The following is a 15,561-nucleotide window of genomic DNA, read 5'->3' as shown; positions in this document are numbered from 1 at the left end:
TCACACGCCGACCGCTGCCCGCGCAACCGAATTTCCCGGGCGTCCGCACCACTGAGCCGGCGCCGTCACGAGCTCCGCCCCCGACGCCTCGCATGAGCACCCGGGTCGCCAGGTGCTGCGCCGGATCCGGGCGACCTCGACTCCCGCACGGCCGGGAGCTTCCGGTGACCCGAACCACCGGCCGATGGCGCCCGCCTCATGAGCAGTCGCCGAGGACGGACCGGTACCGTCCGCGCCGCGCCGGACGAGGATCGCGACGCCGCAGGGCGCGATCCGAACTCAGTCCGGCTTCCCGAACTGTTCGTGCCGCCCCAGACTGCGCAGGTGGAACCATTCCCGCAGACCTGCCGGGTCGCGCCTGGTCACCAGGAAGAACCAGGAGAAACGAATCCACTCCTGCGGCAGCAGCTTCCGCATCCCCGGCTGCGACATGAGGTAGCCGCGGTTGCGGTAGGTGAAGTAGCGCTTCACCGGATCGTCCGGGTACTGGGTGTGCATCCGGCCGCCGAGGATCGGCTTGAACTCGGCGGCGCCATTGGGATGCAGGTAGGCCGTTTGCAGGCAGGTGCCGAAAGGCAGCCCGGAGCGCACCAGGCGCCGATGCACCTCGACCTCGTCACCACGCACGAACAGCCGCAGATCGGGCACCCCGATGACGTCGATCGCCTGCGCCGAGATGAGCGCCCCGTTGAACAGCGACGCGATATCCGGCAGGAAATCCTCCTCGCCCAGCTCCGAACGCAGCCGCCGCCACACCACGCCACGGCGCAGCGGGAAAGCCAGCCGATCGGGTTCGTCGATATCGCAGACCACGGGCGAGACCTCGACCAGCCCGTGCCTGCCCGCGCAGTCCAGCAGCGTCGCCAGCACCTCGGGGCCTTCTGGCCTGCCGTCGTCGTCGGCCAGCCACACCCAATCGGCGCCGAGGCTGAGCGCGTGCAGGATGCCGAGCGCGAATCCGCCCGCGCCGCCGAGATTGTGGGCCGAGCCCAGGTAGGTGGTTTCCACCGGCTGATCCCGCACCAGCTCGGCGACCTCCGGTTCGTTGCCGTTGTCGACGACGATGAGATGGTCGACCGGCCGCGACTGGGTGGCCAGCACCTTCAGCGATTCGGCCAGCAGTTCGCGCCGCTTGTGGGTGACGACGACGGCGACGATGCGAGCGGTCGCGCCGGTATCGACTGCCGGGTGTTCGGCGGAGGTCGCGGACTCGACCGGGGACGCCCCGGCAGCGATCGGGGTGTTCTTCCCGGTCGGCTCACTCATGTCTGGTTCGGCTCCAGTTCTCGTTCGGCGTCATCGGCGGCCTGCTCGGCTTCCAATTCGGCAAGGACGGTCGCGACGTGATTACCCGCCTCCGGGCCTTCGTAGGCCCGCACCACTTCTTCGATACCGCCGTGCAGCCGGACCTGGCCGTGATCGATCCACAGGGCCGAATCGCAGAGCTGGGCGAGGAATTCGTTGGAATGGCTGGCGAAGACCAGGATGCCGGATCGGGCCACCAATTTCTGGAGGCGCAGCCGGGCTTTTTTCATGAATTCCGCATCGACCGCGCCGATGCCTTCGTCCAGCAGCAGGATTTCCGGGTCGATCGAGGTGACGACCCCCATCGCCAGCCGCACCCGCATACCGGTGGAGTAGGTGCGCAGAGGCATCGACAGGTATTCGCCGAGTTCGGTGAAATCGGCGATCTCATCGATCTTGGCCATCATCTGCTTGCGCGTCTGGCCGAGGAACAGGCCGCGAATGATGATGTTCTCGTATCCGGAGATCTCCGGGTCCATACCGACACCGAGGTCGAACACGGGCGCGACCCGGCCGCGAATACGGGCGCTGCCGCGGGAGGGTTCATAGATTCCCGACAGCAGCCGCAGCAGCGTGGATTTGCCTGCGCCGTTGTGCCCGACCAGGCCGATCCGATCGCCCTCCTTGAGCGAGAGGGTGATGTCGCGCAGCGCCTCGACTACCACGACGTCGGATTGATTGCGCCCGATGGCGCCGCCGGCCTTACCGAGGAACGCCTTCTTCAACGACCGCGATTTCGCGTCGAAGATGGGGAACTCCACCCACGCGTTGCGGGTTTCGATGCTCACATGATCGGTCATCGTTGCATCGGCTCCTATACCCAGTACGGCACGCGCGAACGGAATTTCTTCAGGGCGAACACGGCCGCGATCCAGCCGACGACGGTGATCGCGCCGACGATGCCCCAGTGATAGAGCCGCTGATCATCGCCGAGCAGCGGCGCGCGCACGATTTCCAGGTAGTGGAAGGTCGGCACGATTTCGGCCAGCTTGGCCCGATCGGCCACGTCGCCGCCCTGCTCTTGCAGGCTCTTGGTGTTCCACATGACCGGCGTCAGCACGAACAACATCAGCGTCATGCTGCCGAGGATCGGCGCGATATCGCGGTAGCGGGTGCTGAAGATGCCGAACAGGATCGACACCCACATGGAATTGGCGAAGATCAGCAGCAGCGCAGGTATCGCGAAGACGACCGTCCAATGCAGGTTCTGCCACACCCCGAAGGCGATCAGCACCACGAAATAGATCGCGAAATTGTGCGCGAAGAACAAGAACTGCCGCCACACCAGCCGGTAGACGTGCACGCTCAACGCCGAGGGCAACTGCTTGATCAGGCCCTCGTTGGCGATGAACACATCCGAACCCTCGAGAATGCTGGCCTGGATGACGTTCCACACGATCAACCCGACCGCCACGTACGGCAGGTATTCGCGCAGCGGCTGCCCGAGCAGCGCCGCGTACAGGATGCCGATGGCGGTGGCCTGCACGCCGGTGGCGATGGTGATCCAGAACGGGCCGAGCACCGAGCGCCGGTAACGCTGCTTGATGTCCTGCCAGCCAAGCGATAGCCACAGCTCGCGCTGACCGAAGCCGTCGCGCATGTCCTTGAACGCGCGGGCGAACGATTGCGAGTCCGAGACCAGCGGTTCGGCAGGCTCGGCGGGCGCGGTGACGGTGGGTTCTGAGGTCTGTTCGTTAGTCACATCGGAAACCGAGTCGGGGCGAGCGGCAGCGGCGGGCACGGTGCTCGACACTACTCGGCCGAGGCGTACCGGGCCCCGCCAGCACTACCGTCCACGCTCTGCTTGGGTTACAGGTACTGGCCGGTGCCGCCCATGGTGTGGCCGTGCTGGGCCGACCGCTGGTCGCCCGCGTGCACGCCCGGCGGCAACGCACCTTGGCGCATCTGCTCGAGCTGCGCACGAGCCGCCATCTGCTGGGCGAACAGCGCGGTCTGGATGCCGTGGAACAGGCCCTCCAGCCAGCCGACCAGCTGGGCCTGGGCGATGCGCAGTTCGGCGTCCGATGGCACCGACTCGTCGGTGAACGGCAGCGTCAGCCGTTCCAGCTCCTCGCGCAGCTCCGGGGCCAGGCCCTGCTCCAGCTCGCGGATCGAGGACTTGTGGATCTCGCGCAGCCTGGCCCGGCTGGCGTCGTCCAGCGGTGCCGCCCTGACCTCCTCCAGCAGCTGCTTGATCATGGTGCCGATACGCATGACCTTCGCGGGCTGCTCGACCATGTCGGCCAGCGATTCGCCGGAGTCATCGCGCTCGTCGGAGTCCTTGCTCTTCTCGTCGCCGTCGGAGACCACCTGCGCGGTGTAGGGCACGCCCGATTCCTTGCCGCTGGGTAGCAGCAGGGGGCGTCCCTCGGGTCCGATAACGACGACGGGATCCGATGCGTCATCCGAGTGCGTCATGGTCTCTATCATGTCGCGTCGGGCGCCGACGTGCTAAAGACGGTGCCTGTGGGGAGGGTTACGCGGCCTCACCCGCTGCCCTTAGAGTGGCCAGCATGACTTACGACGTCGCACGGGTTCGGGGCCTGATACCGTCCCTGGGCGACGGCTGGATCCATCTCGACCCGCAAGCGGGCATGCTGGTTCCGGATTCGGTATCCCGGGCCGTGTCAACAGGTTTCCGTACGTCGTCGTTTTCCCACGTAGGCCGTCATCACGCAGCCAAGCGCAGCGCCGCCATTCTGGATGCGGCGCGTGAGGCCGTCGCGGACCTGGTCGGCGGTGATCCCGCCGGCGTCGTGCTCGGACCGGATCGTGCGGTACTGCTGGCCTGGCTGGCCGAATCGCTGAGCTCGCGCCTTGGGCTCGGTACCGGGATCGTGCTGTCGCGCCTGGATGACGAGGCCAATGTGGCCCCCTGGCTCCGCATCGCCAACCGCTACGGCGCGCATGTGCGCTGGGCCGAGGTGGAGATCGAGACCTGCGAGATGCCTGCCTGGCAGTTCGAGGAGCTGATCGGGCCCACCGCGCGCCTGGTGGCGCTCACCGCTGCCTCGCCGATCGTCGGCTCGGCGCCCGCCGTCCGGGTGGCCGCCGACCGGGTGCACGAGGTGGGCGGGCTGCTGGTGGCGGATGCGTTCGGCGCCGCGCCGTACGCGCTGATCGACATCGAAGAACTCAACGCCGACGTGGTCGCGCTGAGCGCACCGTCGTGGGGTGGTCCGCAGATCGGTGCGCTGGTCTTCCGCGATCCGGCGTTTCTGGACCGCATTCCGTCGATGTCGCTCAACCCGTATGCCAAGGGTGCTGAACGGCTCGAGGTCGGCGGGCATCAGTACTCGCTGCTGGCCGGGCTCACCACCTCGATCGACTATCTCGCCGGGCTCGACGAACGCGCCACCGGCACCCGACGTGAGCGGCTGGAAGTGTCCATCACCTCGCTGCAGGACTATCACGACCAGCTGTTCGAGCATCTGATGGACACCCTCGACAAGATCGAGAACCTCACCGTCATCGGCCGCGCCTCCACCCGCATCCCGACCGTCAGCTTCACCATGGTCGGCCTGCAGGCGGAGAAGATCGCCGCCAAACTGGCCGACAATCGCATCGGCGTACTCAGCGGCACCCACGGCGGCAGCCGGTTGCTGGACGCGCTCGGCGTCAACGACGAGGGTGGTGCGGTGACGGTCGGTCTGGCGCCGTATACGACGAAGTTCGAGATCGATCAGCTCGGCCGAGCGCTGGCGGCGTTGGACTGAGGTGCCCGGGGCGGCGGCGGTGCTGGACCGAGCCACCTCGTGCACCGGCCGTGCTGGACCGAGGCATCCGCCGGCCGTCCTGGACCGCGGACCCGGCCCGGCTCTCCGCGCATAGTGGCCGTCGCAACCGGTTCGGTCAGTAGTCGCCGATCTGCAACACGACCTTGCCCACGGTGTCGGGCGAGTCCAGCAGCGCGTGGGCCGTGCCGACCTCGCTGATCGGCAGTTCGGCCGCGATCACCGGGACCACCGCGCCCTCGGCCACCAGCGGCCATACATGCTTGCGCACCTCGGCGATGATCTCGGCCTTGCTGCCGGGCCCGGTCGCCGGGCGGCCGCGCAGGTTGGTGGCTCGGACTGCCGCACGCTTGCCGAGCAGGGTCGCGAGGTTCAGTTCGGCCTTCGCTCCACCCTGCAATCCGATGACGACCAACTGCCCGTAGGTGGCCAGCGCCTCCACATTGCGGGCCAGGTAGGCCGCGCCCATATTGTCGAGAATGATGTCGGCGCCAGGCCCGCCGCTGCCCTGTTCGGCGCGGATGACCTCGACGAAGTCCTGTTCGCGATAGTTGATCAGGAGGTCGGCGCCCAGCTCGGCGCACTGTTCCAGCTTGTTCGCCGACCCGGCCGTCACCGCGACGCGCGCCCCCAGCCGCTTGGCCACCTGGATCGCGTGGGTGCCGATGCCGCTCCCGCCGCCGTGGATCAGCACCAGTTGCCCGGCGTGCAGCCCCGCGGTCATCACCAGGTTCGACCACACGGTGGCCGCCACCTCCGGCAGTCCGGCCGCCGCGCCCAGGTCCAGCTCGTCCGGGATCGGCAGCAGTTGCCCGGCCGGTGCGACGGCCCGCTCGGCATAGCCGCCGCCGGACAGCAACGCGCACACCCGATCACCCACCGACCAGTCGCGCACGCCCTCGCCGACCGCCGCGATAACCCCCGAGCACTCGAGTCCGGGGATCTCGCTGGCACCCGGCGGCGGCGGATAGTGGCCCTTGCGCTGCATGATGTCGGCCCGGTTCACCCCGGCCGCCGCCACGTCGATGAGCACTTCGCCGGGACCGGCCTCGGGTTCGGGCGTCTGCGCCCACTCCATGACCTCCGGCCCACCGAATCCGTTCAACGTGATCGCGCGCACGCGCCCATACTGCCGGACCGCCGTCGCCCGGCCATCGGGAGCCCGCGCTACGTGGCCGGGTGGCTGCCGTGCTGTGACCGGTCCGCTCCGCACCCGGACACCGTGAGAGCCAGTGCTACGTGGCGGGTGGCGGCCGTGCTGGGACCGGGGCGCTCCGCCACCCGGCCATTGTGGGAGCCCTCGAGCGCTACCTGGCCCTTGGTCGTGCGGTGGATGTCGCCCCGCGACCGAGCCCGGCGCGGTGATGCGCACCCGCATCCGCGGCCGGCGGTGCGCTGCCCGCGTGGAGCGCACGCGGAGTAGCGCTCGTCGGGGTGGCCCGGGACGGAAGGATGCGCGGGAATGCCGGGGGCCCTGCGGATTCGCCGGGTGTGGGCGCGGTCACCGAAGGTAGGCGCTAGCGTCTTCGAGCGTGAGCAGCTTCATCGACTTTCAGAATGAGATCTACTTCCGCGGGCTCGGCGGTGAGGTTCCGGAACTGCCGATGACGGCCGATGGTCTCGAAGAACGCGCCCGGGAGTTGCTCGGCGCCGAGGCCTTCGCCTACGTCGCGGGGAGCGCCTCGGATGAGCGGACCGCGCAGGCCAATCGCGCCGCCTTCGACCGCTACCGGATCGTCCCGCGCATGCTGCGCGGCACCACCGGCCACGGCACCCGCGATCTGTCGGTCGAGGTGCTCGGCACCAAACTGGCCGCGCCGGTGCTCACGGCGCCGGTCGGGGTGCTCGAGCTGCTCCAGGACCGGGGCGAGACGGTGGTCGGCGAGGTCACCAAGGAGCTGGGCGTCGGCATGGTGTTGTCGACGGCGGCGTCGTCGACCATCGAAGAGGTCGGCGCGGTCTCGGGGGAATGGTGGTACCAGCTGTACTGGCCCGCCGACAACGATTTGGCGCGCTCGTTCGTTCAGCGGGCGGAGAAGGCGGGTGCCAAGGCCATCGTCGTCACCGTCGACACGCCATCGCTCGGCTGGCGTCCGCGCGATCTCGAGCTGGCGCATCTGCCCTTCCTGAAGGGCAAGGGCATCGCGAACTACCTGTCCGATCCGGTGTTCCGGGCCAAACTGCCCGCCGCGCCGGAGGAAAGCGAGGACGCCATGCGCACCGCGATCCTCACCTGGGCCGGCCTCTTCGGCAATCACACGCTGCGCCCCGCCGATATCGCGCACCTGCGCGAATGGACCGATCTGCCGATCGCGGTCAAGGGCATCCTGCACCCCGACGACGCCAGGCAGGTGGTCGACGCCGGTGCCGACGCGGTGGTGGTGAGCAACCACGGCGGCCGCCAGGTCGACGGTTCGATCGCGGCGCTGGACGCGCTGCCCGCCGTCGTCGCTGGTGTCGGCGACCGGGCCGATGTGCTCTTCGACTCCGGTATCCGCACCGGCTCGGACATGCTCATCGCGCTGGCGCTCGGCGCCAAGGCGGTGTTCTACGGACGCCCGTGGGCCTACGGCCTCGGCATCGCGGGCCACGACGGCGTTCGTCATGCCCTGCGTCTGCTGCTGGCCGACTTCGATTCGGCGATGGGCCTGTCCGGGCACGCGAAGGTCGGAGATCTTTCCCGCGACCTGCTGGTGACCCCGCGCTGAGCCCGGAATGGGTAACCGGCCGGTAACTTCGCTGGTCGGACGACATAGAATACCGACGTGCCTACCAAACCAAGCGGTCGCGTTTCCGCTGAGCCGGAGTGGCTGACCCCGGCTCAGCAGAACGCGTGGCGGGCGTTCATGGACGGCCACCTCCGCTTGATGACCGCGTTGAACCGGCAGCTGCAACGCGACAACGATCTGAGCCTGGCCGAATACCGCATCCTGGTGCTGCTGTCCGAAGCGCCCGGCCGGGCCCTGCGGATGAGCGAATTGGCCGACGGCGTGCTGTCCTCGCGCAGCCGCCTCACCCACCAGATCCGCCGGATGGAAGCCCAGGGCCTGGTACGCCGCAACACCTGCGTCGAAGACGGGCGCGGGGTCCTCGCCGAGCTCACCGACACCGGAATGCGCAGGCTGTCGGAGGCCGCGCCCGGTCACGTCGAGGCCGTGCGCAAGGGATTCATCGACCTGCTCACTCCCGAGCAACTCGACCTCGTCGCCGACGTCTTCGGCCGCATCGACCTCGAAGCGCTCTCGGACGGCCACTGACCGGCCCGCACGATCGGTTACGATCGTGGACCTGGAGACGTGGCAGAGCGGCCGAATGCACTCGCCTTGAAAGCGAGCGTCGTGAGAGCGACCGGGGGTTCAAATCCCTCCGTCTCCGCCATCAACCCGCGCCGACGGCCGGACCTTCCCGGCCTCGGCGGCGGCAACGCCCCGATACCGATCACGTCCCAGCGTGCGGACACGCCGCGATTATCGAGTGTGTCCTGCACCGCGAGTGTTTCAATGCGGCTATGACGTGGACCACCATCGCTAGATCCCTGAGCTTGCTGGCCGTGGGTACCGCGGCCGGTCTCACCCTCGCCGCGGCCCCCGCCCAGGCGAGCGACGCCAACCCACTGGACTGTTCGGGCGTGCCGCACGCGCAGGGCGTGGCCGACCGCCACAGCGCCATCCGTGGCGTGCCGGTGGTGCCGGTGTGCATGAACAACAAGGTTTACATCGGGATCCCGCTGGCCGTCTCGCCATTGGCGAACATCACCCGGCCCGGCACCACCACCGTCTGCCTGGTGGAACGTGAAACCGTCGAGGCCGCCGCGCGATTCGAATGGCGCCGGGATCAGCACGTGGTGCCGATGTGCATCGCGAACCGCGCCTACGGCGTCTACGAGCCCTGATCTCGGCCATTCGTGCTGGTAGCCGGGTGAATTCGGGCCCGGCCCGCTCCTCGTCGCCGCGGCCCGCAGGCCGTTTCTGGCAGTATGGCCACATGCTGTCACGGCGTGGACCGCGGCGCCGGCTGTCCGGCGCGCTGGTGAGCGCCGCACTCATGATCGGTGCGGCGACGATCGGCGCGCCCTTGACGACGGCGGCGCCCGCGGAGGAACAGGGCACCGGATCCTCCGACGGGCCGGGCATGGCCGAGCAGACCAGGCCGATGCCCGCCCGCCCGAAGATCAGCGGCGTCAGCGAGATCACCGACCGCAGGCTGCGCGTCTACGTCGATTCGCCCGCGATGAGCCGCACCGTCGAGGTGCAGGTGCTCTTGCCGCGGGATCGCAGCGCCCCTCGGCCCACGGTCTACATGCTCGATGGCCGCAGCGCCGTCGAAGACAGCAACAACTGGATCGAACGCGGCGGCGCGCTGCAGTTCTACGAGGACAAGAACGTCAACGTGGTGCTCACCGTCGGCGGGCCCGCCAGCTACTACACCGACTGGCAGCGGCCCGACCCGGTGCTCGGCACCAACATGTGGGAGACGTTCCTGACCAAGGAACTGCCCCCGCTGATCGATGCCCGCTTCAACGGCAACGGTCGCAATGCCCTGATGGGCGTGTCGATGGGCGCCGAGGGAGCGATGATGCTCGCGGTGCGCGAACCGCAGCTCTACGCCGCCGTCGCCGCGCACAGCGGCTGCTACACCAGCGGATCCGATCTCGGGCAGGCGCAGGTGCGTGCCGTGATCGCCACCTACAAGGGCGATCCGGACAACATGTTCGGCGAGCCAGAGGATCCGGCCTGGCTGGCCCACGACGTCACCAGGAACGCGGAAGCGTTGCGCGGCAAGGCGATCTACCTGTCCTCCGGCAGCGGCGTCCCCGGCAAGTACGAGGTCCCGAGCAACCCGGAGCTGCTCACCGCCATCGGATTCGGCAGCCCGCTCGAAGCCGGCACCAACACCTGCACCCGCCGCCTCATCGACCGGCTCAACGCCCTCGGTATCGCGCACACCGCGAACCTGCGGCCCACCGGCACCCATTCCTGGCCCTACTGGGCCGACGAGCTGGTCAGCTCCTGGCCGACCATCGCGCGCGGGCTCGGCGTGGCCTGAGCCCGGCGGAGCTCAGAGCCGGCCGGTCGCCTGGCTTCGGCGGTGGATCAGCCGCTCAGCGGTGGACCTGCTGCTCAGCCGGTGAACCTGGCGGCCACCGCCGGATCGGTGGCGAAACTCAGGAACAGATCGTTCTCGTGCGGATCGCCGGTGGTGACGCGCACGCCGTCGCCGGCGAACGGCCGCACCAGCACGCCGGCCTCGGCGCTGGCCTCGGCGAACGGCACGCTGTGCTCGCCCAGCGCCAGCCAGACGAAGTTCGCCTCGCTCGGCGGCACCCGATAGCCCGCCGCCAGCAGCGCGACGCGCACCCGGTCACGCTCGGCGATCAGCGGTTCGGTGCGATCGAGTAGTTCGTGGCGCGCCTCCAGCGAGGCGATCGCGGCGGCCTGCGCCACCCGGTTGACGCTGAACGGAATGTGCACCTTCAGCAGCGCGGTGATCACCTCGGGCGCGCCCACCGCGTAGCCGGCACGCAGCCCGGCCAGCCCGTAGGCCTTCGAGAAGGTGCGGAGCACAACGACATTGGGCCTGGTGCGACCGAGCTCGACGCCATCGGGGCGGTCCTGCGGGGTGAGTCGCATGTACTCGTAGTAGGCCTCGTCCAGCACCACGAGCACGTTGTCGGGCACGGAGTCGAGGAAGCGGGTGAGCGCCTCGCGGCCGACCGCGGTGCCGGTCGGGTTGTTCGGGTTGCAGATGAAGATCATCTTGGTGCGCTCGGTGACCGCGGCGGCGATCGCGTCCAGATCGTGCACCAGCTCCGGGTCCAGCGGCACCGGCACGGCCGTGGCATTGCCCACCTGGGTGACGATCGGGTACGCCTCGAACGAGCGCCACGCGAACAGCACCTCGTCGTCGGGGGAGGAGCAGGTGATCTGCACCAGTTCCTGGCACAGCGCGACGCTGCCGCAGCCCACCGCGACGTTCGCCGGAGAGACGCCGAGGAACTCCGCGAGCGCGGCCCGCAGCTCGGTCACCTGATTGTCCGGGTAGCGGCTCGCCAGCTCGGCCGCCTCGGTGATGGCCTTGAGCGCGGCGGGCAGCGGACCGAAGGTGGTCTCGTTGCTGGCCAGTTTGACCGCACCGGGATGGTTGCGGCCGGGGACGTACGCCGGAATGGAATCGAGGTCCGGCCGAATCTGCGCGGTCACCCCCCAACCATATGCCCGGTGCCGGAATTTCCGTGCGCGAGGGCCTCTCACGTGCAATTTCTCCCCAAGATCAGAATTCGGCCCTACGCTGGATTCATGTCGGGCACTTATGACGATCTAGCGCCGCTGCGCGTCGGGGACGACATGGCAACCGAAGGTGAGTCCGAGCCGGACCGGCGCCCGGCCGCGCACCCGCAGGTGCCCATCACCGTGGTCGAACCCGAGGGCAACGCCCGTGGCGGCATCGTGCTGCTGCACGAATCCGGTGAGTTCACCGGGCCGTTGCTGGAGCTCATGCAGGCGCTGGCCACCGAGGGCTGGACGGTCGTCGCGCCCAATCTGTTCCACCGCGCCACCGATCCGCCGTCGACCGGTGTGTTCGGCGACGAACTGTTCGAGGATTTCGACGCCTGCTTCGACTGGCTCACCCGGCGCGGGGTGTTCCCGGACTGCATCGGCGCGCTCGGCTTCGATACCGCGGGCACCGCCGCCTGCCTGGTGGCCACCAACCGCCCCATCGGCGCCGCGGTCAGCGTCGCGGCTCCCGGCATCGTGAGCCCGCTCACCGACAAGGCCGAAGCACTCGTCGAGGCCGCTCCCCGCTTACAGGCACCGTGGCTGGGCCTGTTCGGCGAGACCGATCCGAACACCCCGGCCGAGGAGGTCGAGCAGTTACGCGACGCCGCCGCCCGCGCCGAGGTGGCGAGTCTGGTGATCAGTTATCCGGGTCTGCTGCACCGCGCCGACAAACCCGGCGACGACGAGGAGGAGCGCGACGATCTCATCGACGCGCAAACCAGGATCTTCGACTGGTTCGACAGCAATTTACGCTAACTACCAGCCGTTTTGCACTCTGTGGATCGGCTACTGTAACCTTGCTGCTCGGCGGTTCGAAAGGACCGGTGCCCTCGAAGAGAAGGCTCCAGGAGGCGTGCCAGAGCGGCCGAATGGGACTCACTGCTAATGAGTTGTCCCTTCACGGGGACCGGAGGTTCAAATCCTCTCGCCTCCGCCAAGCCCGGGAAACCGGGTGTACAACTGAACACCGCATGCGCCCGTAGCTCAACGGATAGAGCATCTGACTACGGATCAGAAGGTTAGGGGTTCGAATCCCTTCGGGCGCACAGAAATCGGCCCCCGAACTGCGCGAACAGTTCGGGGGCCGATTCGCTTTCAAGATCATCCGGGCCAGAAGTAGTACTTTGGGAGTACAAACGAGGTATTACTTTCCTCCGGCGAATCGGTCGAGCACCGGGCGAGCATCGGGGCCGCGAGTATGGCGCTCGAGATAGTGCTGTTCAGTGGTCGACAGCTTTGCATGTGACAGCTGGGCTTGTGCATCAGCCGGACTGAGACCGTTTCGGACCACCGTCGCAACCGTCCGACGGAAGCTGTACGGCGTCACCCACGCCAGCTCTTCGGGCAAAGCAGCCCGCAGCGAGCGCCGCATGTTCGCGAGGCTCATCCAACCACCGTTGCGATTGGCGAACACCGGGCCATCCGGGTCTGTCGCCTGACCGAAGAGTCTCGTCAGCGCCTCCACGGCCAACTTCGGGAGAACGACGGTGTGGTCAGGTGCACCACCCTTGCGTTCATCCTGGCGATGAACACCCTTCCCAGTCACCTTGCCATGGTCCAGCGCCGTGCCTCTCGTCGTCATGGTCGGCGGATCCGCCAGCAGGTCGACGTCTGACCACCGCAGACCTAGCACCTCATTCGGCCGGCACCCTGTCGACGCCATCACGTCGATGAACTCAACCAGCAGCCGCCCCCGCCGAGGACCACTCATCCCGGCGCGGTCGCGGTAGGCCACGACTGCCGAACGCACCACCGCGAACTCTTCGGGCGTCAACGCTCTCGCCGGTGCGGGTTTGCTGGTCTTCCGGGTGACCTCCCGGATCGGGTTCACCTTGAGCACATCCTCACGCACCGCCAGTGAGAACATTCCGAGCAGCACCACACGCAGCATCCGAGCCCGTGACGGCGGAAGCTTCGCGATATGTCGTTCGGCCCGACTGGTCGGAAGCTCACGCACCCGCAACGCGCCAAGCTTGGGTTCGCCATGCTTTCGCCACGTATCGCGATAGGCACCGATCGACTGGGCTTTGAGACCATCCTTTGTCGCGATCCACACCTCGAACAGCTCCGACAACGTAGTCCGTTCGGTTACATCTGCCCCGTCGACGGGCGTCGTGCGCTTTGTGAGGTGCCGTTGGAGAGCGCGCCGTGCATCCTCTTCGGTCGAACCGCTGCGCTTCACCCACCGCCGGCGCCCGTCCTCATCCCGCACGTAGACGTACGCGGTGAACTTATTCGGTCCCGCCTTCTTGACCGTGATCTTTCCCCACTCGCCGGGGGCCATACGCTGTCTCGGCACAGGATCACGCCGCCTGGTCGAGAGCCGCGAGGTATTCGGCCACAGCCTGCTCGGGCACGAACCGCCGGCGACCGATCTTGACCGAGCGGAGCTGGCCGGTGCCGATCAGCTCGTAGTACTTGCTGTGTCCGATCGGGATGAGCTTGCGGACGTCGGACTCGGTGAGCAGTTTCGACATGGTGGGTCCCCTTCTATGCGGCGGTGGGCAGGATTGCGGAATTGTCTTGTGGTGCTGCTGGGTTGGCGGCGAGTAGCGCACTCGTGTACTCAGCACGCCACGTGATGCGCTGGGAGACCGCCGCCATGATCAAGTGGTCTCGGGGCGGCACGTTCTTGTCGCCGGGCTCGACCGGGGTGATGATCAGCCGGGAGCGGTCGGGTGGGTTGATGCCGACCGCGGCGAGGGTTTGCCGAACGAAGTCGGCGCGGTCCTGCTTGTGGTCGGGCAGGGTCTTGTTCGACCAGCGGCGCGAGACAAGCACCCGGCGACCGGGCATGCCGAGGGTGTCGCGGCGGTGTGCCTTGCCCCGGCATTTGCCGGGCTGGGTCTTGGCGGTGGCGCCCTTGGGGACGATGCCGTAGCGCAGCCAGACCGGGCATCGGGGCGAGCACGGGGTGTGCTGGAGTTCGGCGTGGAGCCGGTCATAATGCTCAGCCGCGCGCCGGGACTGGGGTTCGATGATCTCGGCGACCGACTTGGTCAGGTACTTGGTCAGGTAGCGGACCTTCTGGTCGGCCTTGGGGGTGCCGCCGAGAATCCCCTTCGAGTCGACCTGCGCACCGAAGCGAACCACGTGCGCGGGCTCGAGGTCGTCCACGGCGTCCATGACGTCCAGGGCGTCATCCCACCCGGTCAACGGCGCGCCGGTGTCGGGGTCGCAGAACGTGGCGGCGGCGTCGTCCCAGACCGGCATCCGGTCGCCGGTGTAGACCTCGTGGTCGTGGTGAGGCCACCACACTTGGTGGTAGGTGGCTTCGGTGACCGCGCGGATGATCTTGTGCGGGATCGATCCCCGGATGGCGAGGTGGATGTGCGGTGCGCCGCGACGCTGGGGTTCTACGGTGGCGAAGTACTGCACGTCCCAGCCGACCGCCCGGCGCAGGTTCTGGATCCAGCGGTCGAACAGGGCCGCGAAGTGCACGATGTCACGCGCGGCCTGGGTGTAGTCGTAGCTGTCGGGGTCACGGGGTGAGCCGTCCCCGCAGGTCCTGCCCTTGCTGTCGATCGCGCCGTCGGTGTGGACGTGCCCGTAGGACGGCAGGGTGAGCGTGACGAACGTCGAGGGCCGGTACTTGCCCGCGTACTCGCGGCCCACGGTGACCTTGGCGACCTTCAATCGCGGCAGGTCGGGGGCGTCCTGGCGGCGGCTGGTCGAGCGCTTGCGGCGTTCGGCCGGCCTTTTGTCGAAGTCCGGGAGCCGACCCCGGAACCCGGACTCGCGCAATTCGACATCGAGAGATGCGACGATCTCCCGGATTCCGGCCATCAGTTCCCGGTCGTCGTCCTCGCGGGCTTGCTGGTACTGGGCGAACAGGTCGGAGCGGGCCGCGATCAGGCCCTTTTGCTGCTCGGTCGGGGTTTTCTTCTCGGTGATCGGTTCGTCGGTCATGTGCCAGCCCTCGAAGCACTGCGTCATCCGCAGATACCGGGCCTTGGCCGCACACGCCGGGCACACCGATTCGATGGTGGCCTTGCACGGGGACGCCACATAGGCGACTTCCAGGGTGGCCGGGTCCTCGGTGCGCATCGGGACCGGGCGACGGCAGATGTGATTGTCATCAGCCAGGTCAGCCGCGATATGCCGGAAGTCCGGGAGTGCGCGGCGTTCGGCGGCGGTCTGGCGTTGCGGCACATCAACACTGGTCGTTTCCATCAGGCAGCCTCGTTCTTGTCCTTGGTCCAGTGGTCGACTCGGGGGAGGATCACGGTGGCGGCGAGGGCGTC

15 protein-coding genes and 3 tRNA genes are annotated in these 15,561 nt (G+C 68.1%); 9 read left to right on the top strand and 9 right to left on the bottom strand.

Going from position 1 to position 15,561, the window contains the following annotated elements:
• Nucleotides 1-279 precede the first annotated feature (279 nt).
• From glfT1 to AC4HOU_RS06930, 4 genes are all read right to left on the bottom strand, one after another.
• Nucleotides 280-1,266 carry a galactofuranosyltransferase GlfT1 gene (gene glfT1 / locus AC4HOU_RS06945; protein WP_490724270.1) on the bottom strand — a complete coding sequence of 329 codons (987 nt, stop codon included), beginning with the start codon at nt 1,264-1,266 and terminating at the stop codon, nt 280-282.
• A complete protein-coding gene (gene wzt / locus AC4HOU_RS06940) occupies nt 1,263-2,105 on the bottom strand; it encodes a galactan export ABC transporter ATP-binding subunit Wzt/RfbE (protein ID WP_163813529.1) in 843 nt (280 codons plus the stop codon). The genes glfT1 and wzt overlap by 4 nt, the downstream gene beginning before the upstream one ends.
• Before the next feature lie 14 nt (nt 2,106-2,119).
• Nucleotides 2,120-3,007, bottom strand: a complete 888-nt coding sequence (gene wzm / locus AC4HOU_RS06935) for a galactan export ABC transporter permease subunit Wzm/RfbD (protein WP_375139387.1) — start codon at nt 3,005-3,007, stop codon at nt 2,120-2,122.
• 107 nt (nt 3,008-3,114) lie between these two features.
• Complete coding sequence (locus AC4HOU_RS06930; RefSeq protein ID WP_163813528.1) at nt 3,115-3,723, bottom strand: bacterial proteasome activator family protein; 609 nt, start codon at nt 3,721-3,723, stop codon at nt 3,115-3,117.
• 95 nt (nt 3,724-3,818) lie between these two features.
• On the opposite strand from AC4HOU_RS06930, the gene AC4HOU_RS06925 reads away from it, so the two are divergent.
• Nucleotides 3,819-5,021, top strand: coding sequence for a cysteine desulfurase-like protein (locus tag AC4HOU_RS06925; RefSeq protein WP_163813527.1), 1,203 nt, complete (start codon nt 3,819-3,821; stop codon nt 5,019-5,021).
• Between the two features lie 136 nt (nt 5,022-5,157).
• Here AC4HOU_RS06925 and AC4HOU_RS06920 read toward each other — a convergent pair whose 3' ends face one another.
• Entirely contained in the window at nt 5,158-6,159 is a 1,002-nt protein-coding gene (locus tag AC4HOU_RS06920; RefSeq protein ID WP_490724269.1) for an NAD(P)H-quinone oxidoreductase, read from the bottom strand.
• A 412-nt stretch (nt 6,160-6,571) separates the two neighbouring features.
• Here AC4HOU_RS06920 and AC4HOU_RS06915 point away from each other — a divergent pair, with 412 nt between their 5' ends.
• The 5 genes from AC4HOU_RS06915 (at nt 6,572) to AC4HOU_RS06895 (ending at nt 10,085) form a co-directional block, all read left to right on the top strand.
• The gene (locus AC4HOU_RS06915) at nt 6,572-7,747 is read left to right on the top strand and encodes a lactate 2-monooxygenase (RefSeq protein WP_490724268.1); all 1,176 of its coding nucleotides are present in this window, start codon (nt 6,572-6,574) and stop codon (nt 7,745-7,747) included.
• Between the two features lie 138 nt (nt 7,748-7,885).
• Nucleotides 7,886-8,296: a MarR family winged helix-turn-helix transcriptional regulator gene (locus tag AC4HOU_RS06910; RefSeq protein WP_163813576.1), complete on the top strand. Its 411-nt coding sequence runs from the start codon at nt 7,886-7,888 to the stop codon at nt 8,294-8,296.
• Nucleotides 8,297-8,329: 33 nt separating this feature from the next.
• Nucleotides 8,330-8,417, top strand: a tRNA-Ser gene (locus AC4HOU_RS06905).
• 130 nt (nt 8,418-8,547) lie between these two features.
• Nucleotides 8,548-8,931: a hypothetical protein gene (locus tag AC4HOU_RS06900; protein ID WP_228815215.1), complete on the top strand. Its 384-nt coding sequence runs from the start codon at nt 8,548-8,550 to the stop codon at nt 8,929-8,931.
• A 92-nt stretch (nt 8,932-9,023) separates the two neighbouring features.
• The gene (locus tag AC4HOU_RS06895) at nt 9,024-10,085 is read left to right on the top strand and encodes an alpha/beta hydrolase (RefSeq protein WP_163813524.1); all 1,062 of its coding nucleotides are present in this window, start codon (nt 9,024-9,026) and stop codon (nt 10,083-10,085) included.
• Nucleotides 10,086-10,159: 74 nt separating this feature from the next.
• On the opposite strand, the gene hisC is transcribed toward AC4HOU_RS06895, so the two are convergent.
• Complete coding sequence (hisC, locus tag AC4HOU_RS06890) at nt 10,160-11,239, bottom strand: histidinol-phosphate transaminase (RefSeq protein ID WP_490724267.1); 1,080 nt, start codon at nt 11,237-11,239, stop codon at nt 10,160-10,162.
• A 96-nt stretch (nt 11,240-11,335) separates the two neighbouring features.
• Here hisC and AC4HOU_RS06885 point away from each other — a divergent pair, with 96 nt between their 5' ends.
• From AC4HOU_RS06885 to AC4HOU_RS06875, 3 genes are all read left to right on the top strand, one after another.
• Nucleotides 11,336-12,073, top strand: a complete 738-nt coding sequence (locus tag AC4HOU_RS06885; protein WP_163813522.1) for a dienelactone hydrolase family protein — start codon at nt 11,336-11,338, stop codon at nt 12,071-12,073.
• A gap of 91 nt (nt 12,074-12,164) precedes the next feature.
• Nucleotides 12,165-12,254 (top strand) — tRNA-Ser (locus tag AC4HOU_RS06880).
• A 36-nt stretch (nt 12,255-12,290) separates the two neighbouring features.
• Nucleotides 12,291-12,363, top strand: a tRNA-Arg gene (locus tag AC4HOU_RS06875).
• 98 nt (nt 12,364-12,461) lie between these two features.
• Here the strand turns inward: AC4HOU_RS06875 and AC4HOU_RS06870 are convergent.
• From AC4HOU_RS06870 to AC4HOU_RS06860, 3 genes are read right to left on the bottom strand one after another with little or no spacing between them, the layout of a single operon-like run.
• On the bottom strand, nt 12,462-13,616 hold the full coding sequence (locus tag AC4HOU_RS06870) for a tyrosine-type recombinase/integrase (RefSeq protein WP_195016256.1): 1,155 nt from the start codon (nt 13,614-13,616) through the stop codon (nt 12,462-12,464).
• A gap of 4 nt (nt 13,617-13,620) precedes the next feature.
• Complete coding sequence (locus AC4HOU_RS06865) at nt 13,621-13,794, bottom strand: helix-turn-helix domain-containing protein (RefSeq protein WP_195016257.1); 174 nt, start codon at nt 13,792-13,794, stop codon at nt 13,621-13,623.
• Nucleotides 13,795-13,807: 13 nt separating this feature from the next.
• Entirely contained in the window at nt 13,808-15,490 is a 1,683-nt protein-coding gene (locus AC4HOU_RS06860; RefSeq protein WP_490724266.1) for a replication initiator, read from the bottom strand.
• Nucleotides 15,491-15,561: the final 71 nt, after the last annotated feature.

It is taken from the genome of Nocardia sp. JCM 38205 (assembly GCF_058222935.1).
The sequence above is the reverse complement of the archived record's forward strand: the minus strand, read 5'-3'. Positions and strand labels throughout refer to the sequence as shown.